This is a genomic window from [Clostridium] saccharolyticum WM1 (assembly GCF_000144625.1).
Classification (GTDB): domain Bacteria; phylum Bacillota; class Clostridia; order Lachnospirales; family Lachnospiraceae; genus Lacrimispora; species Lacrimispora saccharolytica.
The window spans coordinates 2,253,015-2,274,188 of sequence record NC_014376.1 but is presented as its reverse complement, the minus strand read 5'-3'; the positions used below and the strand labels follow the sequence as shown (position 1 = coordinate 2,274,188).

Sequence of the window (21,174 nt, the reverse complement as noted above, 5' to 3'; positions counted from 1 at the left end):
GATTGGCAGAAAAGAGGAAACTTTTATGACATCAGAAAAACATCAGAAAAAAATCGCTGCCATTCATGACTTATCGGGATATGGCCGCTGTTCTCTGACAGTGGCCTTGCCCATACTATCCGCCTTAAAGGTCCAGTGCTGTCCGGTCCCTACTTCCATACTGTCTAACCATACCGGTTTTCCTACTTATTTTTTTGATGATTATACAGGGAAAATGCCTTTGTATGTGGAACAGTGGAAGAAACTGAATTTGACCTTCGATGGGATCTACAGCGGATTTTTAGGCTCTGAGGAACAGATCGGAATCGTCATTGACATGATTAAGGATTTTAGCACACCGGATACCGTGGTTTTAGTGGATCCCATTATGGGAGATCATGGAAAGGCTTACCAGACTTATACGGATAGGATGTGCAGCCGTATGAAGGAATTGGTAGGATATGGAGATATTGTGACCCCGAACTTAACAGAAGCCTGTATTTTAACCGGAAGAAAATACCGTACAAACGGCTGGAAGCGTTCTGAACTTCTTGCAATGGCGGCCGAAATTTGGGATATGGGTCCGGATTCCGTGGTTGTCACAGGCATCAGGGAAGGCGGCTATGTAACCAATCTGGTAGCGGAAAAGAGCCGGGAGCCGCATTTTTTACGCTCTCTCCATGTGGGAAGTGAACGGCCGGGAACAGGAGATGTGTTTTCCAGCATCCTGGCAGCTGAAACGGTGAAAGGAACCCCGTTATCGGATGCAGTGAAAAAAGCAGCCCATTTTGTAAAGGCCTGCATTTTAAAATCCGATGAACTTCATGTTCCCATCGAGAACGGAGTGTGTTTTGAGGAAATCCTGTCTCTGCTCATTCGCGAGTAATGGCAGGCAAGGATAATTTTGGGAAAGGGGCTTTTCTTTGCCCTTTTTTTGTAGTATAATCAACGGCAGACTATATGCGGGAGAATTTTCGCAGAAAATATTTAGGAAAAACCAGGAGGAATACCATGTTAGATTTAAAGTTTGTAAGAGAAAATCCTGAAATTGTAAAGGAAAATATTAAAAATAAATTCCAGGACAACAAACTGTCGTTAGTTGACGAAGTCATTGAACTAGATGAGCAGAACCGTAAGACAAAGCAGGAAGGGGATGCTTTAAGGGCGGAACGAAACAAGCTTTCCAAACAGATCGGTGCCTTAATGGGACAGGGAAAAAAGGAAGAAGCAGAAGGTATGAAAAAACAGGTAACCGATGCTTCCCAGCATCTGGCCCAGTTGGAAGAAAAGGAACGTGATCTGGAAGAAAGAATCAAAAAGATCATGATGACAATTCCCAATATCATTGATCCCAGCGTTCCCATCGGCAAGGATGACAGCGAGAATGTAGAGGTAGAACGCTACGGCGAACCGGTTGTGCCAGAGTTTGATATCCCCTACCATACAGACATTATGGAAAGCTTTGACGGAATTGATCTTGACAGTGCCAGAAAAGTGGCAGGCAATGGTTTTTATTATTTGATGGGTGATATTGCAAGGCTTCATTCTTCCGTAATATCTTACGCAAGGGATTTCATGATAAACCGTGGATTCACCTACTGTGTTCCCCCATTTATGATCCGCAGCGAAGTTGTAACCGGAGTTATGAGCTTTGCTGAAATGGATGCTATGATGTATAAGATCGAAGGAGAGGATTTGTATCTCATCGGTACCAGCGAGCATTCCATGATCGGAAAATTTATTGATACCATCCTTCCGGAAGGAAAGCTTCCTCAGACCCTTACCAGTTACTCTCCCTGCTTCCGGAAGGAAAAGGGCGCTCATGGATTAGAGGAACGCGGCGTATACCGGATCCATCAGTTTGAGAAGCAGGAAATGATCGTTGTCTGCAAACCGGAAGACAGTATGGAATGGTATGATAAATTGTGGCAGAATACCGTTGATTTGTTCCGATCTCTGGATATCCCTGTAAGAACTCTGGAATGCTGTTCCGGAGACCTGGCAGATTTAAAGGTGAAATCAGTAGATGTGGAGGCATGGTCCCCAAGACAGAAGAAGTATTTCGAAGTGGGAAGCTGTTCAAATTTAGGGGATGCACAGGCAAGAAGGCTGAAGATCCGTGTTGCCGGAGATGATGGAAGGAAGTATTTTGCCCATACCTTAAATAACACCGTAGTTGCTCCTCCAAGAATGCTGATCGCCTTTCTGGAGAATAACTTACAGGCAGACGGAACCGTGAGGATTCCCGACGCATTGCAGCCCTACATGGGGGGTACAAAAGCTCTAATACCGAAAAAATAATGATTTCATCAGGTCCGGCTCTCACTAAAAAGGCCGGGCCTTTCTTAATAAAAAGATGGCCCAAAACCTTTGAAACCAGGCAACATGCGGTTTATTTATTTTTCCTGCAGAAGAAATCCGGTTGCAGTTGACAAGTGGGATCATATGTATGGTATGATAGACAGGACAGGATGCGGTACGTAACTGATCGAAAGGGAAGCGTATCTGTTTTGAAAAAGAAAAGGAGTGACAGCGGTATGATTACATTTAACCATTTTAATTTTAATGTACTTGATCTGGAAAAGAGTTTAAAATTCTATAAAGATGCGCTGGGACTTACCCCCGTCCGGGAAAAGACTGCGGGAGACGGTTCCTTTCAACTGGTATATTTAGGTGACGGAAAAAGTGATTTTACTTTGGAACTGACCTATTTAACAGAGCGAAAAGAACCTTATAATCTTGGAGAATGCGAGTTTCATCTGGCATTTCAAACAGATGAATACGAAAGCTGGTATAAAAAGCATAAGGATATGGGAGTTATCTGCTTTGAAAACCCTGCCATGGGAATCTATTTCATCAGTGATCCTGACGGCTACTGGATCGAAATCGTTCCTCAAAGATAAGGAGAAGCCGTGTATATTGATGTGAACGGAATCACGCTGTTCTATGAAGTGTCAGGCTCCGGCCCGGCAATCCTTCTTGTCCATGGGAATGGGGAGGATCACAGGATCTTTGATGAAACGGCGGAGCTTTTAAAGAAAGACTATACGGTTTACGCCCTGGATTCCAGGGATCATGGAAAAAGCACCAGGGTGAAAACCCTGGGTTATCATGAAATGGCGGAGGATGTTGCGGAATTTATCAGGATCATGGAACTGGAAAGACCGTATTTCTGCGGCTTCAGCGATGGGGGTATCCTTGGAATCCTAGCGGCTGCCCGGCATCCGGACCTTTTTTCAAAGCTGGTGCTTTGTGGCGCAAATGCGAATCCTCAAGGTTTAAAATGGTACTGGTATAAAATTTTCGCCCTTATGGAAACCTTAAGCCATGACCGAAAGCTGCGGATGATCCTTTTAGAACCCCGGATTACCGCAAAGGAACTGGAAAGCATCACAATTCCCACCCTGATTTTAGCGGGAGAAAGAGATATGATCCGTGAATCCCATACCCGCTATCTGGCATCAAGGATCAAGGACAGCAGCCTTCGGATTCTTCCGGGAGAAGGGCACGGAAGCTATATCGTCCATAGCAGAAAGCTTTATTATTTCATGAAAAAGTTTCTTGAAAAACCGCTTTCGTAATAATTAATGATAACATTACAGGGTGTAAAGAAAAAACACTTGACACCTTACAAAAAGTATTGTATGATATCCCAGGTGATGATATGGAAAGGATTGCAAGACAAGGCTTACTATATGATTTCTACGGAGCTCTTTTAACAGAGCATCAAAGGCATATTTATGAAGACGTGGTTTTCTATGACCTTTCTTTAAGCGAGATTGCAGAAGAACAAGGAATCAGCCGTCAAGGGGTTCATGACCTAATTAAGCGGTGCGATAAGATTCTGGAGGGCTACGAGGAAAAGCTTCAGCTGGTAAAAAAATTTGAACAGACAAAGAAGCTGGCCAGAGAGATTCAGAGTCTGACAAAAGAATTTGCCGGTACGAATGATATGAATCTGATCCATCGCATCGAGGAGATATCGGGCGAAATCATCGAGCTGGAAGCTCATTAGGAGGGCGTTAGATGGCTTTTGAGAGCTTATCCGATAAATTACAGAATGTATTTAAGAGCTTAAGAGGCAAGGGACGTTTGTCCGAAGCCGATGTAAAAACAGCCCTTAAAGAAGTGAAGATGGCTTTACTGGAAGCCGACGTAAGCTTTAAGGTTGTGAAACAGTTTATAAGTGCCGTTCAGGAGCGGGCCATTGGACAGGATGTCCAGAACAGCCTGACTCCCGGACAGATGGTAATAAAGATTGTAAATGAAGAGCTGGTAAAGCTGATGGGCTCTGAGACGACTGAGATCCGGCTAAAGCCCGCCGGCGATATGACCATCATCATGATGGCAGGCCTTCAGGGTGCCGGAAAAACCACCACAACTGCCAAGATTGCAGGAAAGCTTAAGGCAAAGGGGAGAAAGCCTCTTCTGGTTGCCTGTGACGTTTATCGTCCGGCTGCCATTAAGCAGCTGCAGATCAACGGAGAAAAGCAGGGGGTTCCCGTGTTTTCCATGGGAGAAAACCACAAACCGGCAGATATTGCAAAGGCCGCTATTGCTTACGCGGCAAAAAATGATCAGAATGTAGTTATTCTGGATACGGCAGGTCGTCTTCATATTGATGAAGACATGATGAACGAACTGATCGAAATCAAAGGGACGGTTGAGGTTCATCAGACCATCCTGGTAGTAGATGCCATGACAGGGCAGGATGCAGTAAACGTAGCAGGAATGTTTAATGATAAGATCGGGATTGACGGTGTCATTATCACAAAGCTTGACGGTGATACCAGAGGCGGTGCGGCCCTTTCCATCCGTGCGGTGACCGGAAAGCCGGTTCTTTATGTAGGCATGGGAGAAAAGCTTTCGGATCTGGAACAATTTTATCCTGACCGCATGGCTTCCCGGATACTTGGTATGGGAGACATCCTATCTCTGATTGAAAAAGCCGAATTGCAGGTTGACGAAGAGAAAGCAAAGGAACTGTCTCAAAAGCTCCGCAAGGCCGAATTTGATTATAACGATTTCCTGGATCAGATGAGCCAGATAAAGAAAATGGGCGGAATGGCAAGCATTTTAGGCATGATGCCTGGCATGGGCCAGATGAAGGACATGGATCTTGATGAAAGAGCCATGGATCGGGTGGAAGCAATTATTCTTTCTATGACCAGCAAGGAACGGCTGAATCCGGATCTTATGAAAAATGCTTCCAGAAAGCAGCGTGTTGCAAAAGGAGCAGGCGTGGACATCGGTGAGGTAAACCGCATTGTAAAGCAGTTTGACCAGATGAAAAAGATGATGAAACAGCTTCCCGGTATGATGGGCGGCGGAAAACGCCATGGGGGAATGTTTGGCAAATTGAAATTGCCGTTTTAATCTACTTTTATATGTTAGCAAGGCAGATTTCTGCGTTCGCTATAAATCAGTTTCAGAATCCAAGGTTTAAGGAGGTGAATTTCACAATGGCAGTAAAAATGAGATTAAAAAGAATGGGTCAGAAAAAGGCTCCTTTCTATAGAATTGTAGTTGCAGATTCCAGATCTCCAAGAGATGGCAGATTCATCGAAGAGGTTGGTTACTATGATCCTACCACAGAACCAAGCGTCATCAAGTTTAATGAGGAGAACGCTAAGAAGTGGTTAACAGCAGGTGCTCAGCCAACCGAAGTTGTAAGCAAGCTTTTAAAGATCGCCGGTATCCAGTAGTGAGAGGTGAAGCATATGAAGGAATTAGTAGAAGTAATTGCAAGAGCACTGGTTGATAATCCGGATCAGGTTGTTGTTACTGAAACCGTAAAAGAGGATGAAATTATTCTTGAGCTTACGGTGGCGCCTTCCGACATGGGCAAGGTAATCGGCAAACAGGGCAGGATCGCAAAAGCTATCCGCTCTGTTGTAAAAGCAGCCGCTTCCAAAGAAGATAAAAAGGTTACTGTAGAAATCCAGTAACAGGAAAAGACCGCCGGCCTGTCGGGACGACGGTCCTTTTAGCATTCAGCCGTTTCATGAGCCGGATAGTCATATCCGGTTTCTTTTGGCATAATCTGTTTGATGAGGTAAGTGCGTCTGACTTAAACCGATGGACCGTTGGACGAGCATAGCGAATCAGACTTCTAAATACATGGAGAGACAGATGGAGAATTTGTTAAGAGTTGGCGTGATCTCATCCACCCACGGGGTGAGAGGAGAAGTAAAGGTTTATCCAACTACAGATGATGTAAACCGTTTTAATGAATTAAAGAAAGTGATCCTGGATGCCGGTCAGGAACGCAGGGAGCTGGAGATCCAGGGAGTAAAATTTTTTAAGAATATGGTAATCCTAAAATTCAAAGGATATGATTCCATTAATGACATTGAAAAATATAAGGGAAAAGATCTGCTCATAACCAGAGACCAGGCAGTTGAGCTTGGGCCGGATGAAAATTTCATTGTTGACTTAATCGGACTTCGGGTTGTCACGGAGGAGGGAGAGGAATTGGGAATCCTGACCGATGTGATAAAGACTGGAGCCAATGATGTCTACGAAGTAAAAACGGCAGAAGGGAAAGAGGTACTGCTTCCGGCAATCAAGGAATGCGTGCGGAATGTGGATCTGACGGAAGGGCTTGTAACGGTTCACATCATGGATGGGCTTCTGGATTAAGATAGAGGAGTGGAAATAGACAATGAATTATCACATATTAACCCTGTTTCCTGAGATGGTCCTAAACGGCCTGAACACCAGCATCATCGGGAGAGCGGCGGAAAAAGGCCTGTTATCCATTGAAGCCATTGATATCCGGGAATATTCCACGGACAAGCACCGCCATGTGGATGATTATCCCTATGGAGGCGGAGCCGGAATGGTCATGCAGCCCATGCCCATTTGTGAGGCATATGATGCTCTGTGTGAGAAAATCAAAAAAAAGCCAAGGGTCATTTATATGACTCCCCAGGGAAGGGTATTTAATCAGAAGATCGCTGAGGAACTTGCAAAGGAAGAGGATCTTGTTTTCCTGTGCGGACATTATGAAGGAATTGATGAGAGAGCTTTGGAGCTGGTTGCCACGGATTATCTTTCCATTGGCGACTATGTGTTAACAGGAGGAGAGCTTCCGGCCATGGTCATGATCGACTGCATTTCCCGTCTGATTCCCGGGGTTTTAAACAACGATACCTCTGCTGAATTTGAATCCTTTCACGATAATCTTCTGGAATATCCCCAGTATACCAGGCCGGAAGAATACAGAGGCCTTCGCGTTCCTGAAATCCTTTTATCCGGGCACCATAAAAACATTGATGTCTGGCGAAGAGAACAGTCCATTAAGCGGACCCTGGAACGCAGACCGGACCTTTTAACCGGTGCCAGCTTATCTGCAAAAGAAGCAGAATATTTGAAAAGACTGGAAATTGAGATAGAAAAACAGGAATAATCAGGCGGAACAGTCCTTTCAGGAATAGATCCTGTCTGCAAAGACAGAAATGACATACGTTTACGCACAAAGGAATGCAAAGCCAAATAAAAGGACTTGCATTCTAAGCACCATTATGATAAAATATATAGCGTTGTGATGAAAAGGAGATGTTCCTCTGTTACGGATTCAAATGAGAAGTATTAAGAACATCAAATAATATCAAGGAGGTTCACACAATGAACGAAATTATTAAGAATATTGAAGCAGCACAGTTAAAGCAGACCGTTCCTGAATTCAACGTTGGCGATACCGTTAAGGTATACAACAAGATCAAAGAGGGAACCCGTGAAAGAATCCAGATTTTTGAAGGAACTGTTATTAAAAGACAGAACGGCGGCGCCAGAGAGACCTTTACCGTAAGAAAGAATTCTAACGGTATTGGTGTTGAGAAAACCTGGCCATTGCATTCCCCTTCCGTAGACAACATTGAAGTTGTTAGAAGAGGTAAAGTAAGAAGAGCGAAACTGTATTACTTAAGAGACAGAGTAGGTAAGGCTGCCAAGGTAAAAGAATCAGTTAAATAATTCCGGATCAGGTGAGGGGGACAATGCAAATTGTCCCTTTCTTGGCATAATTGGCATAATTTGCCTTATAAAGGCGGGCTGCCTGATATATAAGTGAATCAGCCATTGGTTGAAAAGCAAATCGGATTTCCTTAAAAATGGGGTGTTTCATACATGGATTTTTATCACAGTGAAGATAATAATAAGCTGCGGCATGTAGTCAACTGGATCGTTGACATTGTTGTAGTGATCGCATTTGCATGGTTTCTTGTCTATGCCTATGGAACACAGATCGTGATCGCAGGACATTCCATGCTTCCTCTTCTCGCCTCGGAGGATGTGGTTTTCATGGACCGGCTGGTTTATGATTTTGGCAATCCGGACCGGTTTGATGTGGTAGTGTTTCAAAGAGAAGATCAGAAAATGAACGTAAAGCGGGTCGTTGGTCTGCCAGGTGAAACCGTGCAGATTAAAAACGATGGAATCTATATTGACGGCGAAAGGCTGAAGGAACCAGCCGGTCCGGGACGAATCTCTTTGGCCGGACTTGCGGAAAAGCCTATTAAGCTTGGAGCTCAAGAATATTTTCTCCTGGGTGACAACAGGGACAGCAGCGAAGACAGCCGCTTCGCTAATATTGGAAACGTAAGCAGAGACCAGATCCAGGGAAAAGTATGGTTCCGGATGCTGCCTTTGGTAAAAATGGAACTAATTCGTTCAAAGTAGAGGAATGTTATGAATATACAATGGTATCCCGGTCACATGACCAAAGCCAAAAGGGCTATGAAAGAAGATATTAAATTAATTGATTTGATCATAGAACTGGTAGATGCGAGAGTCCCCTTAAGCAGCCGGAACCCTGATATTGATGAATTGGGGGCAGGAAAGGCACGTATCGTTCTGCTGAACAAATCAGATCTTGCTGATGAACGCTGCAACAGCGTCTGGCAGTCTTATTTTGAGACCCAGGGCTGCCACGTTGTTAAGGTGAATTCCAGAAACGGTGCAGGCCTAAAGCAGATCAACGGTGTTGTACAGGAAGCATGCAAGGAAAAAATCGAACGTGACCGGAGAAGAGGAATCTTAAACCGTCCGGTGCGCGCTATGGTGGTTGGAATCCCTAATGTGGGAAAGTCCACCTTTATCAACTCTTTTGCAGGAAAAGCATGTGCAAAAACAGGAAACAGACCAGGCGTAACCAAAGGGAATCAATGGATCAGGCTGAACAAGAGCCTGGAGCTTCTTGACACTCCCGGCATTCTCTGGCCTAGATTTGAGGACCAGCAGGTAGGGATCCGCCTTGCTCTTATTGGATCGGTCAATGATGAGATATTGAATAAGGATGAACTTGCCATGGAGCTTATCCGTTTCCTGACAAAAAAATATCCCCAGGTTCTTTCTGACCGGTATGGAATAGAAAGCTTAAATGAACTGGATGCTCTAAAGCAGGTGGCGCGGGTCAGAGCCTGTCTGGCAAAGGGCGGAGAACTGGATCTGATGAAGGCTTCTAACCTTTTGATTGATGATTTTCGAAGCGGGAAGCTTGGGCGGATAACTCTGGAATTTCCTGTGTCATAGCCGGTATAAATGATAGGGGTTTGCTTTTATGGAAAAGAGCAAAGCCCTGTTTTTCAATGGCAAATGAGGTGAGCCCTGCTTCATCGGGCATCTGCAGGATATGTTAGCATATCCGCCTGATTCACTAGGAGATAAATAAATGAGAAAATTAACAGAAGAAAAACTTCAGGAAGAGCGGGATCGTCTGGAGAAAATGAAAGTATATGAGCGTCAATATGAAGACCAAGTACTGGTATGCGGCATTGATGAGGCCGGCCGGGGACCTTTGGCCGGGCCGGTGGTTGCAGGTGCGGTTATCCTTCCAAGAGACTGTGAGATCCTTTTTTTAAATGATTCTAAAAAGCTGTCTGAAAAACGAAGGGAAGCCTTGTTTGAAGAGATTATGGAAAAGGCTTCTGCTTTTGCAGTAGGTGTGGTCGGCGCCGACCGGATCGATGAAATAAATATCCTGCAGGCTACTTATGAAGCCATGAGGCTTGCCGTAGCCAAATTGGAAATAGAGCCAAACGTGTTTTTAAATGACGCAGTCACCATTCCAGGTATTGCAGCTTCCCAGGTTCCAATTATTAAGGGAGATGGGAAAAGTGTATCCATTGCTGCGGCAAGCATTATGGCAAAGGTGACCAGGGACCATATGATGGAGGAATATGACAAATTGTTCCCGGAATATGGTTTTTCCAGGCATAAAGGCTATGGAACAGCTGTTCATATGAAAGCACTAAAGGAATTTGGCCCCTGTCCCATTCACAGACGAAGTTTTATAAAGAATATTATTGGTTGACGGAACGTGAAATCAGGATTTTTCAGGAATTAATAAGATCTCTCGGGGTGGTGCCGGAAATTGGAGGATATCTTTGAAAAATTGTCGGGAAGTGGGAAAGGAATATGAGAGGGCAGCGGCTGCATATTTGGAAAATAACGGGTATGTAATAGTGGAACGGAATTACCGGGATCCAAAGGGTGAAATTGATATTATTGCAATGGACGGGAAAGAACTGGTCTTTATAGAGGTAAAGTACCGGCGGAACCTGGAAAAGGGTGATCCGGCAGAAGCGGTTCATTTATTGAAGCAAGGAAAAATCAGGAACGCAGCCAAAGGGTATCTGTACCGGCACCGTCTGGGAGATGACATTCCCTGCCGGTTTGATGTGGTGGCAATCCTGGGACAGGATATCCGGCTGATCAAGGATGCATTTTAAACAAAGGTGTGATGGAAGATATGTGGAAACGAAGCGTTCAGGTAATGAATATGGATTATAAGACAGCGGAAAAGGTACCTTATTTGTCATTTCCGCTGCTAGAAAAAACCGGGCTGGTAAATCAGGGGTTTTCCACAAAGCTGGGAGGCGTCAGTCAGGGGAAATTTGCCACTATGAATTTTACATTTACAAGGGGAGATAATCCTGACCATGTTCTGGAAAATTACCGCAGGATGGGAAAGGCCCTGGAAGTGGATGTGGAACGGATGGTTTTATCCTATCAGACCCATACGACCAACGTCCGTCTGGTGACGGAGGAGGACGCGGGCAAAGGGATTGTAAAGGAACGGGATTACAAAGACGTGGATGGATTGATCACTAATGTTCCCGGAATTACTCTGGTCACCTTTTATGCGGATTGCGTACCCCTTTATTTTCTGGATCCTGTCCATCTGGCCGTTGGTCTCAGCCATTCCGGCTGGAGAGGGACTGTGAGACAAATGGGAAAGATTACCTTGGATAAAATGAGAGAGGCCTTTGGAACAAGGGCGGAAGATGTGCTTGCCTGCATTGGTCCCAGTATTTGCAGGGAGTGCTATGAGGTGGGAAGCGAGGTTGCCCTGGAATTTATGGAGGGGTATGATCGTATAAATTGGAACAGTATATTAACGGAAAAGGGGAATGGGAAGTATTTGCTGGATTTATGGCGGGCCAATGAAATTGTGCTGTTGGATGCAGGGGTGAGGCAGGAGAATATACAGGTAACAGATATCTGTACCCATTGTAATTCAGACTATCTGTTTTCCCATCGCAGAACCGGAAATGAGAGAGGAAATCTGGCGGCGTTTTTGGGAATCAGGGAAAAAAGCAGCCTTTGACCATAGGGGGAGGGCAGGAAAGTACCGCCCCGTAGGAAAAGACACCATGACTGGTTTGGAAAACCATGTTCAAGGTGTCTTTTTATGGTTTGATTCTCTTATGTTTATACGGCTTTTACTGCTTAGACTATAGACGGTACTTCTTTAATAGATTCTGTATCTTTTCTGTAGAAGAAAGGGCTCTGCTTATGGGCACGTCATGGTTTAAGGAATTAATAACCGCTCCTATGTATTTACTGATGTCCGCCTCCACATACCATTCTCTTTCCTGCAGTTCCTTGGGACGGTAGTTTAAATTGGCCGTAACGACACAGTCGATAAAGCCCCTGTTGTAGTATTCGTCAAATTTCGTCAGCCCATTGGTAAACAGGCCAAAGGTACAGCAAACAATGACCTTATCTGCTTTGCGTTCCTTTAATTCCTTTGCAGTATCCAGCATGCTTTCCCCTGAGGAAATCATATCGTCTACGATCAGTACGGTTTTGCCCTCTACAGAGGAACCTAAGAATTCATGGGCGACAATGGGGTTCCGCCCGCCGATTACCTTGGAGTAATCCCGCCTTTTATAGAACATCCCCATATCCACGCTTAAGTTGTTAGCCAGGTACACGGCACGGTCCATAGCACCTTCATCCGGGCTGATGACCATTAAATGTTCTTTATCAATCTTTAAGTCCGGATACTTCCTTAGCACTGCCTTGACAAACTGGTATGTGGCCATGAAATTGTCAAATCCGTTTAATGGAATAGCGTTTTGAACTCGGGGATCATGAGCATCAAAAGTAATGATATTGCTGACTCCCATATGAACCAGCTCTTCCAAAGCCATGGCGCAGTCCAGAGACTCCCTTTTCGTCCTTTTATGCTGACGGCTTTCATATAAAAACGGCATAATCACACACACCCTGTGGGCCGTTGCGCTGCATGCGCCGATGATCCGTTTTAAATCCTGAAAATGATCGTCAGGAGACATATGGTTGGTATAACCATTGACCGTATAGGTTATGCTGTGATTAGTGACGTCTGCCATTACGAAGACGTCTGTTCCACGGACAGATTCCCTGATAATGCCTTTTGCTTCTCCGCTTCCAAAACGCGGGCATTCGCATTTGAGAAGATAAGAGTCCACATCATACCCACGATAGTGAAGATCAGCTTTCCGGCGTATAAGCTCCTGGATATCATTTCTTCGGAAGCCTACGATGTGGTCGTTTACTTTCCCGGCCAGTTCCCGGCAGCTTTCCAGCGCTGCGATCTTCAAGGGAGCAACAGGTAGTTGGTCGTTGAATACATAATCATTTGCCATGACAAAGATTCCTCCATAATAAATGAACAGCCAGCCGTAAGACTGCCTGCTTTTTAAATCTTACACCCTTTTATACCATTGATTGACAGAATGCGTCAATAGCCTTGGCCGTATTTCCAGGAAAAAAACAAAAAAGGCTTCCTTTACAAAGAGTAACAATCTTGCTATGATATATGGGACAGCTACAAAAACATCCTGCGGGTATACCTTTACACCCGGTAAAACGGGGTGGCACTGCTCCAAAAGCATGGGCAGTTAAATGAAAGGTAAAATTAAGATGAGCAAAAGAGGACATATTATAAAAGCAGTCGACACCGGCTCCATTGCAGACCAATTGGAACTGGAGCCAGGGGATGCGGTCCTGTCCATAGATGGTCATGAGCTGGAAGACATTTTTGATTATGAATATTATATTAACAGCGAGTCCATCCTCATGGCAGTGAAAAAAAATAATGGGGAAGAATGGGAGCTGGAAATAGAAAACCAATACGAGGATCTGGGGATTACCTTTGAAAACGGGCTGATGAGCGAATACAGGTCCTGCCGGAACAAATGTATTTTCTGCTTTATAGACCAGATGCCTCCTGGAATGAGAGAAACCCTGTATTTTAAGGATGACGATTCCAGGCTATCCTTTTTGCAGGGGAATTACGTGACGCTCACCAATATGAGCGATCATGACATAGACCGCATCATTAAGTTTAAGCTGGCACCTATTAACATCTCCGTCCATACCACCAATCCTTCCCTAAGGTGCCAGATGCTTCACAACCGGTTTGCAGGCAAGGCCCTGGAGAAGATTCAAAAGCTGTATGAGGCAGAGATCCCCATGAACGGACAGATCGTGCTGTGCAAGGGCGTCAATGACGGAAAGGAGCTGGAGAGAACCATAGAGGATTTATCAAAGTTCCTTCCATACATGGAGAGCGTCTCTGCTGTTCCGGTGGGAATGTCAAAATACAGGGATGGCCTGTATCCTTTGCAGCCCTTTACGGGAGAGGATGCAAAGGAGATTGTAACAATTATAGAACGGTGGCAGAAAAAGCTGTATAAGACCTATGGAAACCATTTTATTCACGCCAGCGATGAGCTTTACATTCTGGCTGGTCAGCCCCTTCCGGAAGAGGACCGTTACGACGGATATATCCAGCTGGAAAACGGTGTGGGAATGCTCCGGCTTCTGGAAGGAGAGATCAAGGCTGCCCTGGATCGTATGACAGGTGATGATGAGATCGAAGAAATTTCCATAGCAACCGGCAGACTGGCGGCTCCTTACATTGAACAGCATGCAAGAATGATCCAGGAAAAGTTTCCGGGACGGGTCATTCATATTTACCCTATTACCAATGTTTTTTTCGGAGAACAGATCACAGTTGCCGGCTTAATCACCGGCCAGGATTTAATGGGACAGCTGAAAGGAAAAACCATGGGCAAACGGTTATTGCTTCCGGAATGCATGTTCCGAAGCGGAGAAGAGGTCTTTCTTGATGACCTGACCAGGCAGGATGTACAAAATGCTTTACAAGTACAGGTAGATATTGTAAAATCAAGCGGTCAGGATTTTGTACAGGCTGTTCTTGGGCCGGTAACAGACAACGAAGCTTCTTATGAAGGATATGAGTTAAACACCCTTGGAGGTATCCCTTTCAACCAGTAAGCAGGGCGGGCCCTGCCTGGAAAATATGGGTGTGGGGAGAAATACCATACGGTTATGTCTTTATGCCCTGACAGCATGGGCGAAAAGAAGAAAGGAAGTTAATATATGAGTAAACCAGTGGTTGCCATCGTAGGCCGCCCCAATGTGGGTAAGTCTACGTTATTTAATGTTTTAGCCGGTGACACCATTTCCATTGTAAAGGATACACCGGGCGTTACCAGGGACAGGATCTATGCGGACTGTACCTGGCTGGATATGAATTTTACCCTGATCGATACAGGAGGTATTGAGCCGGACAGCAGCGACATCATTCTGTCTCAGATGCGGGAGCAGGCGGAGATTGCCATAGCCACTGCAGATGTCATCATCTTTATTGTGGATGTCCGCCAGGGTCTGGTGGATGCAGATTCCAAGGTGGCGGATATGCTGCGGAAATCAAAAAAACCCATTGTCCTTGCGGTCAATAAGGTAGACAGTTTCCAGAAGTTTGGAAATGATGTATATGAGTTTTATAATCTGGGTATCGGTGATCCAATCCCGGTATCGGCAGCTTCCAGGCTTGGCCTTGGAGATCTTCTTGATGAGGTGGCAAAACATTTTGATCTCTCTGAAACAGAGGAGGAAGAGGATGACAGGCCGAGAATTGCAATTGTAGGTAAGCCCAATGTGGGTAAATCTTCTATTATAAATCAGCTTCTTGGAGAAAACCGGGTCATTGTTTCCAATATTGCAGGCACTACCAGAGATGCAGTGGATACGGAGATTGTTCATGAAGGAACAGAATACGTATTTATTGATACGGCAGGCCTCAGACGGAAAAGCAAGATCAAAGAGGAACTGGAACGTTACAGCATCATCCGGACCGTAACGGCCGTTGAACGGGCCGATGTGGTGGTAGTGGTCATAGACGCGGAAGAAGGTGTAACAGAGCAGGATGCGAAGATCGCAGGCATAGCCCATGAGCGAGGAAAGGGCATCGTTGTTGCAGTTAACAAATGGGATGCCATTGAAAAAAATGATAAAACTATTTATGAATATACCAACAAGATTAAAAATACCTTGTCTTTCATGCCTTATGCAGAGTTCGTATTTATTTCTGCAAAAACAGGACTGAGGATGAATAAGCTGTTTGAAGTGATCGATATGGTTCGGGAAAATCAAACCCTTCGGATTGCAACCGGTATTTTAAATGAGATCATGACAGAAGCCGTTGCCCTTCAGCAGCCGCCCTCTGACAAAGGCAAGCGTTTAAGACTTTATTATATTACCCAGGTAGCCGTAAAGCCTCCGACTTTTGTTATCTTTGTAAATGATAAGGAGCTGACTCACTTTTCCTATACCAGATACTTAGAGAATAAGATCCGGGAAGCATTCGGTTTCCGTGGAACCTCCCTTAAGTTTATATACAGAGAAAGAAGCGGGAAGGAGCAGTAGTATGGAACGTATCATCTGTCTTATTGCCGGTTATATATTCGGCCTCTTACAATCCGGCTATTTTTACGGAAAGGCTCATAAAATTGATATCCGCAATTATGGAAGCGGGAACTCCGGCACTACCAACGCCTTAAGGGTCATGGGAGCTAAAGCCGGAGCAATCGTTTTTATCGGTGACTTTTTAAAATCATTGCTGCCCTGTCTGATGATCCGGTTTTTGTTCCGGACCCAGCCGGAGATGATTTATCTCCTGACTTTGTATACAGGCTTCGGCGTAATATTAGGTCACAATTATCCGTTCTACCTTAATTTCAAGGGCGGTAAGGGCATTGCGGCCACTGCAGGTCTGATAGTTGCCATTGACTTAAGGCTGACGTTATTATGCCTGGCAGCATTTATTTTGATCGTTGCTGTCACAAGATATGTCTCTCTGGGTTCTTTGGTGGTCGCAACAATTTTATTCGTATGGCTGTTTATCTTTGGAAGGATAGGCACATTTGGTATTGATCAAAGATTGTTGCCCGAATTCTACATAGTGGCAGCACTCATAAGCGGTCAGGCCTACTGGCGCCACCGGGCCAATATCGGACGCCTTGTCCGTGGCAGAGAGAATAAAATTTCCATCGGATCAGGAAAAAAATAAAATGAGGTGAAGAAAATGGCAAAAATTGGAGTGATCGGATCGGGCAGCTGGGGAATTGCGCTTGCAGTTCTACTATATAATAATGGGCATGAGGTGACTGTCTGGTCTGCACTTCCTGAAGAAATTTCAGAGATGATAACGACTCACAGGCACCATACCCTTCCGGATCTGGTGCTTCCAGAGAATATGATGTTTACGGAAAACCTGGAGGAAGCTATGACAGGACGGGACCTACTGGTAACTGCCGTTCCTTCCGTCTTTGTCCGCCCCACGGCAAAAAAGATGAACCCATTCTGCAGGTACGGCCAGGTAGTGGTCAATGTGGCAAAAGGGATCGAAGAATCCTCCCTGATGACACTTTCTGAGATATTGGAAGAAGAACTGCCCATGGCAGATGTGGCAGTCCTTTCTGGACCAAGCCATGCGGAAGAGGTGAGCAAAAGCCTTCCTACCACCTGCGTTGCAGGTGCCCGTACCAGAAAGACAGCGGAATATATTCAGGGTATATTTATGAGCGAGGTTTTCCGGGTTTACACAAGTCCTGACATCCAGGGGATTGAGCTTGGTGCTTCCCTGAAAAATGTTATCGCCCTTGCCGCCGGAATTGCCGATGGATTGGGATACGGAGACAACACAAAAGCCGCTCTGATCACAAGGGGCATTGCTGAAATATCCAGGCTGGGAACCGCCATGGGCGGTAAATTCCAGACCTTTTGCGGCCTGTCCGGAATCGGAGATCTGATCGTTACCTGTGCAAGTATGCACAGCAGGAACCGCAGGGCCGGAATTCTCATCGGTCAGGGAAAAACCATGGAAGAGGCCACAAAGGAAGTGAAGATGGTGGTAGAAGGTATTTATTCCGCCAAAGCCGCCCTGGCCCTGTCGGTAAAATTTGGCATCTCCATGCCTATTGTGGAACAGGTAAATGCAGTTCTTTTCGATGGCAAACCGGCATCTGAGGCTGTAAAGGATCTGATGCTAAGGGATAAGACCATTGAAAGCTCTGATCTGCCCTGGGATAAATAAGAAACAAACCGGCTGATTTTTTCATAATTGAATAAAAGCAGTTGACATTTTTTAAAAGCCATTTTATTATAAAGACTATGTATCAGTTGATGCGGTTCGATCGCCATTGGCCCATCGGACAAGTGATTTGCTGAGTTTTGGCTGTGTATTGCCTGCCCTTGCCAAGTAAATCATGCCAGAGTACTGTATATATAAAAACGTTTTATGAGGAGGAATGGATTATGAAAAAATCTATGAAAAAGTTACTGAGTCTTGCTGTGGCAGTTGCTATGGCAGCATCATTGACTGCCTGTGGAAGCGGCAAAACTTCAGAGGCCACCACCGCAGCCGGTGAAACGAAGGCGGCATCAGGAGAGACTACGGAAGCAGCAAAGGCTTCTGGAGAAGGCTCTTTTAAAATCGGCGGGATCGGACCGATTACCGGAGGTGCAGCCATCTATGGACAAGCGGTTATGCGCGGTGCAGAACTGGCTATTGACGAGATTAACGCTGGCGGCGGAATTAACGGCGCCCAGATTGAGTACAATTTCCAGGATGATGAACACGATACAGAAAAAGCAGTCAATGCCTATAATACCTTAAAAGACTGGGGGATGCAGGTGTTAGTCGGCACCGTTACTTCCGCTCCCTGTATTGCAGTTGGTGCGGAATCCAGTAAGGACAACATGTTCCAGCTCACTCCTTCTGGTTCAGCAGTAGATGCTGCCAAATTTGATAACCAGTTCCGTGTATGCTTTTCCGATCCAAACCAGGGAGCAGCTTCCGCACAGTACATCGGCGAGAACAAGCTGGCTACCAAGGTTGCAGTTATTTATGACAGCTCCGATGTTTATTCATCTGGTATCCATGATAAATTCCTTTCAGAAGCAGCGAACCAGGGATTTGAAGTTGTTTCTGATGAAGCCTTCACCGCAGACAACAACACAAATTTCTCCGTACAGCTTCAGAAGGCACAGGATTCAGGCGCTGAGCTTGTGTTCCTTCCGATTTACTATTCTCAGGCTGCTCTGATTCTTGCTCAGGCAAAGCAGATGGGATATGAACCCCAGTTCTTTGGCTGTGACGGACTTGACGGACTTTTGACCGTAGAAAACTTTGACACTGCATTGGCTGAAAATGTAATGCTGCTGACTCCATTCGCAGCTGATGCAAAGGATGAGCTGACACAGAAGTTTGTTACAACTTTTAAAGAGAAGTATGGTGAGACACCGAACCAGTTTGCAGCAGATGGCTATGATGCGGTTTACGCTATCAAGGCTGCCGCTGAAAAGGCCGGACTTACAACAGATATGGATGCTTCCGCAATCTGTGACGCTTTAAAGACCGCTATGACAGAAATTACCGTAAACGGCTTAACTGGCGAGAACATGAAATGGTCTAAGGATGGAGAACCGGATAAGGCTCCAAAAGCAGTCAAGATCGTAAACGGTGTTTATACAGCAATGTAATTCCTGAATTTCATTCATTTGGTAAATGACCCAATGGAGGGTCGTCCAGAGGACGACCCTCTTCTTTTAAAATAAACAACGAATGAGGTGCGATGGTATGATGAGTTTCATATCCTATTTTATTAATGGTCTAAGCCTGGGCAGTGTTTATGCGATTATTGCCTTGGGATATACCATGGTATATGGCATTGCCAAGATGCTGAACTTTGCTCATGGCGATGTAATTATGATCGGAGGATACGTAGTGTTCACAGTTGTCAGCACAATGGGCCTTGGCCCGGTTGCCGGCATACTTCTTGCAGTGATCTTATGCACGGTACTTGGCGTTGTTATTGAGGGAGTTGCTTACCGTCCTCTTCGCATGGCAAGTCCTCTTGCAGTTCTGATCACGGCAATTGGTGTGAGCTACCTGCTTCAAAACATCGCACTGCTCGTTTTTGGTTCCAATCCAAAATCCTTTACTTCTGTGGTAACCGTTCCGGCACTTAAGCTTTCAGAAGGAAAGCTCACCATTTCCGGTGAGACTATTGTAACAATCATCAGCTGTGTTATCATTATGGTCGGTCTGACTGCGTTTATTAAAAGGACAAGAGCAGGGCAGGCCATGCTTGCTGTATCAGAAGATAAAGGAGCCGCTCAGCTCATGGGAATCAATGTGGATGGAACCATTGCCCTGACGTTTGCCATAGGCTCTGCTTTGGCGGCAGTGGCTGGCGCGCTGCTTTGTTCCGCCTATCCCACACTTACCCCCTATACCGGCTCCATGCCAGGCATCAAGGCATTCGTAGCTGCCGTATTTGGCGGGATCGGCTCCATTCCAGGAGCGTTTATCGGCGGACTTTTACTGGGAGTCATTGAAAACCTGAGTAAGGCTTACATTTCCTCCCAGCTTTCTGATGCCATCGTATTTGGGGTTCTTATTGTTGTTCTTCTTGTAAAGCCTACTGGAATTCTGGGTAAGAAGATTAACGAGAAAGTATAGGTGGATAATATGGAAAAAAGTATGAAGACGAACTTTCGTCTGAATAAGACCTTAAAAAGTAATATGATAACTTATGGCATTGTGATCGCTGCATTTATAATGGTACAGCTTTTGGTGAATGCAGGCCAGGTTAGCAGCCTGATGAAAGGCCTTTTGGTGCCCCTTTGTATTTATACCATTATGGCGGTATCCTTAAACTTAACCGTAGGCATCCTTGGAGAACTGAGTCTGGGCCATGCAGGCTTCATGTGTGTGGGAGCATTTTCCAGTTCCTTATTTTCCATTTCCATGCTGGAAGCCATTCCAAATTCGGGAATACGTTTCTTTTTCGCCATTTTAATCGGCGCAGCCTTTGCGGCACTGGCTGGTATTGTGGTTGGAATTCCGGTTTTAAGGCTACGGGGAGACTATTTAGCCATTGTAACCCTGGCATTTGGGGAAATCATTAAAAACGTGATCAATGTGATCTATATTGGAAAGGATGCCGACGGGCTTCATTTTTCCATGAAAAATGCCATGGCGCTCAATATGGAAAAAGATGGAACGGTGATCTTAAACGGTGCTCAGGGAATTACGGGTACGCCTAAAAATTCAACCTTTACCATCGGAGTGATCCTCATTCTGATCACTCTGGTGATCGTTTTAAACCTGATTCACTCAAGATCCGGACGGGCAATCATGTCTGTTCGGGATAACCGTATTGCGGCGGAATCCATCGGTATCAATATCACGAAATACAAATTAATGGCTTTCACCATTTCTGCCTCTCTGGCGGGCGTGGCCGGTGTTTTGTATTCCCACAACCTTTCTGCGCTTACTGCAACACAGAAGAACTTTGGTTATAACCAGTCCATCATGATTCTTGTATTTGTGGTTCTCGGCGGCATCGGGAATATCCGGGGCTCCATGATTGCTGCGGTGATCTTAACCTTGCTTCCGGAGCTTTTAAGAGGCTTAAATACCTACCGAATGCTGATTTACGCCGTTATCCTGATCGTTATGATGATTTTTAACTGGAGTCCTAAATTAATCGATTTCAGGAAGCGGTATTTCCATAAGAACAGGGCAGAAAAGGAGAGGGGATAACC

The 21,174-nt window shown here is 45.2% G+C and carries 24 protein-coding genes; 23 read left to right on the top strand and 1 reads right to left on the bottom strand.

Features of this window, described 5'->3' with window-relative positions; translation table 11 throughout:
• The first annotated feature begins 25 nt into the window (after window positions 1–25).
• The 16 genes from CLOSA_RS10675 to pgeF all read left to right on the top strand — a co-directional run bounded on the left by CLOSA_RS10675 (window position 26) and on the right by pgeF (window position 11,590).
• The gene (locus tag CLOSA_RS10675) at window positions 26–865 is read left to right on the top strand and encodes a pyridoxamine kinase (RefSeq protein ID WP_013272781.1); all 840 of its coding nucleotides are present in this window, start codon (window positions 26–28) and stop codon (window positions 863–865) included.
• Window positions 866–990: 125 nt separating this feature from the next.
• The gene (gene serS / locus CLOSA_RS10670; protein WP_013272780.1) at window positions 991–2,280 is read left to right on the top strand and encodes a serine--tRNA ligase; all 1,290 of its coding nucleotides are present in this window, start codon (window positions 991–993) and stop codon (window positions 2,278–2,280) included.
• Between the two features lie 236 nt (window positions 2,281–2,516).
• Window positions 2,517–2,882 (top strand): VOC family protein, encoded by a 366-nt coding sequence (locus CLOSA_RS10665; RefSeq protein WP_013272779.1) that lies wholly within the window; start codon window positions 2,517–2,519, stop codon window positions 2,880–2,882.
• Between the two features lie 9 nt (window positions 2,883–2,891).
• Entirely contained in the window at window positions 2,892–3,560 is a 669-nt protein-coding gene (locus CLOSA_RS10660) for an alpha/beta fold hydrolase (RefSeq protein WP_013272778.1), read from the top strand.
• Window positions 3,561–3,643: 83 nt separating this feature from the next.
• Complete coding sequence (ylxM, locus tag CLOSA_RS10655) at window positions 3,644–3,994, top strand: YlxM family DNA-binding protein (RefSeq protein WP_013272777.1); 351 nt, start codon at window positions 3,644–3,646, stop codon at window positions 3,992–3,994.
• A gap of 11 nt (window positions 3,995–4,005) precedes the next feature.
• Complete coding sequence (gene ffh / locus CLOSA_RS10650; protein ID WP_013272776.1) at window positions 4,006–5,355, top strand: signal recognition particle protein; 1,350 nt, start codon at window positions 4,006–4,008, stop codon at window positions 5,353–5,355.
• An 86-nt stretch (window positions 5,356–5,441) separates the two neighbouring features.
• Window positions 5,442–5,684, top strand: coding sequence for a 30S ribosomal protein S16 (rpsP, locus tag CLOSA_RS10645; RefSeq protein ID WP_013272775.1), 243 nt, complete (start codon window positions 5,442–5,444; stop codon window positions 5,682–5,684).
• Between the two features lie 15 nt (window positions 5,685–5,699).
• On the top strand, window positions 5,700–5,927 hold the full coding sequence (locus tag CLOSA_RS10640; RefSeq protein ID WP_013272774.1) for a KH domain-containing protein: 228 nt from the start codon (window positions 5,700–5,702) through the stop codon (window positions 5,925–5,927).
• Between the two features lie 184 nt (window positions 5,928–6,111).
• On the top strand, window positions 6,112–6,621 hold the full coding sequence (gene rimM / locus CLOSA_RS10635) for a ribosome maturation factor RimM (protein ID WP_013272773.1): 510 nt from the start codon (window positions 6,112–6,114) through the stop codon (window positions 6,619–6,621).
• 22 nt (window positions 6,622–6,643) lie between these two features.
• Window positions 6,644–7,390 (top strand): tRNA (guanosine(37)-N1)-methyltransferase TrmD, encoded by a 747-nt coding sequence (trmD, locus tag CLOSA_RS10630; protein ID WP_013272772.1) that lies wholly within the window; start codon window positions 6,644–6,646, stop codon window positions 7,388–7,390.
• A gap of 218 nt (window positions 7,391–7,608) precedes the next feature.
• Entirely contained in the window at window positions 7,609–7,956 is a 348-nt protein-coding gene (gene rplS / locus CLOSA_RS10625; protein WP_013272771.1) for a 50S ribosomal protein L19, read from the top strand.
• A 153-nt stretch (window positions 7,957–8,109) separates the two neighbouring features.
• Window positions 8,110–8,661 carry a signal peptidase I gene (gene lepB, locus CLOSA_RS10620; protein ID WP_013272770.1) on the top strand — a complete coding sequence of 184 codons (552 nt, stop codon included), beginning with the start codon at window positions 8,110–8,112 and terminating at the stop codon, window positions 8,659–8,661.
• Window positions 8,662–8,670: 9 nt separating this feature from the next.
• The gene (ylqF, locus tag CLOSA_RS10615; RefSeq protein ID WP_013272769.1) at window positions 8,671–9,513 is read left to right on the top strand and encodes a ribosome biogenesis GTPase YlqF; all 843 of its coding nucleotides are present in this window, start codon (window positions 8,671–8,673) and stop codon (window positions 9,511–9,513) included.
• Between the two features lie 139 nt (window positions 9,514–9,652).
• The gene (locus CLOSA_RS10610; protein WP_013272768.1) at window positions 9,653–10,294 is read left to right on the top strand and encodes a ribonuclease HII; all 642 of its coding nucleotides are present in this window, start codon (window positions 9,653–9,655) and stop codon (window positions 10,292–10,294) included.
• A gap of 73 nt (window positions 10,295–10,367) precedes the next feature.
• Complete coding sequence (locus CLOSA_RS10605) at window positions 10,368–10,712, top strand: YraN family protein (RefSeq protein WP_013272767.1); 345 nt, start codon at window positions 10,368–10,370, stop codon at window positions 10,710–10,712.
• Window positions 10,713–10,723: 11 nt separating this feature from the next.
• On the top strand, window positions 10,724–11,590 hold the full coding sequence (gene pgeF / locus CLOSA_RS10600; RefSeq protein WP_013272766.1) for a peptidoglycan editing factor PgeF: 867 nt from the start codon (window positions 10,724–10,726) through the stop codon (window positions 11,588–11,590).
• A 127-nt stretch (window positions 11,591–11,717) separates the two neighbouring features.
• Here pgeF and CLOSA_RS10595 read toward each other — a convergent pair whose 3' ends face one another.
• On the bottom strand, window positions 11,718–12,896 hold the full coding sequence (locus tag CLOSA_RS10595; protein WP_013272765.1) for a ribose-phosphate pyrophosphokinase: 1,179 nt from the start codon (window positions 12,894–12,896) through the stop codon (window positions 11,718–11,720).
• Between the two features lie 277 nt (window positions 12,897–13,173).
• On the opposite strand from CLOSA_RS10595, the gene CLOSA_RS10590 reads away from it, so the two are divergent.
• The 7 genes from CLOSA_RS10590 (at window position 13,174) to CLOSA_RS10560 (ending at window position 21,172) form a co-directional block, all read left to right on the top strand.
• On the top strand, window positions 13,174–14,553 hold the full coding sequence (locus CLOSA_RS10590; RefSeq protein WP_013272764.1) for a DUF512 domain-containing protein: 1,380 nt from the start codon (window positions 13,174–13,176) through the stop codon (window positions 14,551–14,553).
• Between the two features lie 105 nt (window positions 14,554–14,658).
• Window positions 14,659–15,987 carry a ribosome biogenesis GTPase Der gene (gene der / locus CLOSA_RS10585; RefSeq protein ID WP_013272763.1) on the top strand — a complete coding sequence of 443 codons (1,329 nt, stop codon included), beginning with the start codon at window positions 14,659–14,661 and terminating at the stop codon, window positions 15,985–15,987.
• Between the two features lies 1 nt (window position 15,988).
• The gene (plsY, locus tag CLOSA_RS10580) at window positions 15,989–16,630 is read left to right on the top strand and encodes a glycerol-3-phosphate 1-O-acyltransferase PlsY (RefSeq protein ID WP_013272762.1); all 642 of its coding nucleotides are present in this window, start codon (window positions 15,989–15,991) and stop codon (window positions 16,628–16,630) included.
• Between the two features lie 15 nt (window positions 16,631–16,645).
• Complete coding sequence (locus tag CLOSA_RS10575; protein ID WP_013272761.1) at window positions 16,646–17,656, top strand: NAD(P)H-dependent glycerol-3-phosphate dehydrogenase; 1,011 nt, start codon at window positions 16,646–16,648, stop codon at window positions 17,654–17,656.
• A 221-nt stretch (window positions 17,657–17,877) separates the two neighbouring features.
• Window positions 17,878–19,104 carry an ABC transporter substrate-binding protein gene (locus CLOSA_RS10570; RefSeq protein ID WP_013272760.1) on the top strand — a complete coding sequence of 409 codons (1,227 nt, stop codon included), beginning with the start codon at window positions 17,878–17,880 and terminating at the stop codon, window positions 19,102–19,104.
• 100 nt (window positions 19,105–19,204) lie between these two features.
• Complete coding sequence (locus CLOSA_RS10565; protein ID WP_041709106.1) at window positions 19,205–20,086, top strand: branched-chain amino acid ABC transporter permease; 882 nt, start codon at window positions 19,205–19,207, stop codon at window positions 20,084–20,086.
• Between the two features lie 9 nt (window positions 20,087–20,095).
• Window positions 20,096–21,172, top strand: coding sequence for a branched-chain amino acid ABC transporter permease (locus tag CLOSA_RS10560; protein WP_013272758.1), 1,077 nt, complete (start codon window positions 20,096–20,098; stop codon window positions 21,170–21,172).
• The last annotated feature ends 2 nt before the right edge of the window (window positions 21,173–21,174 follow it).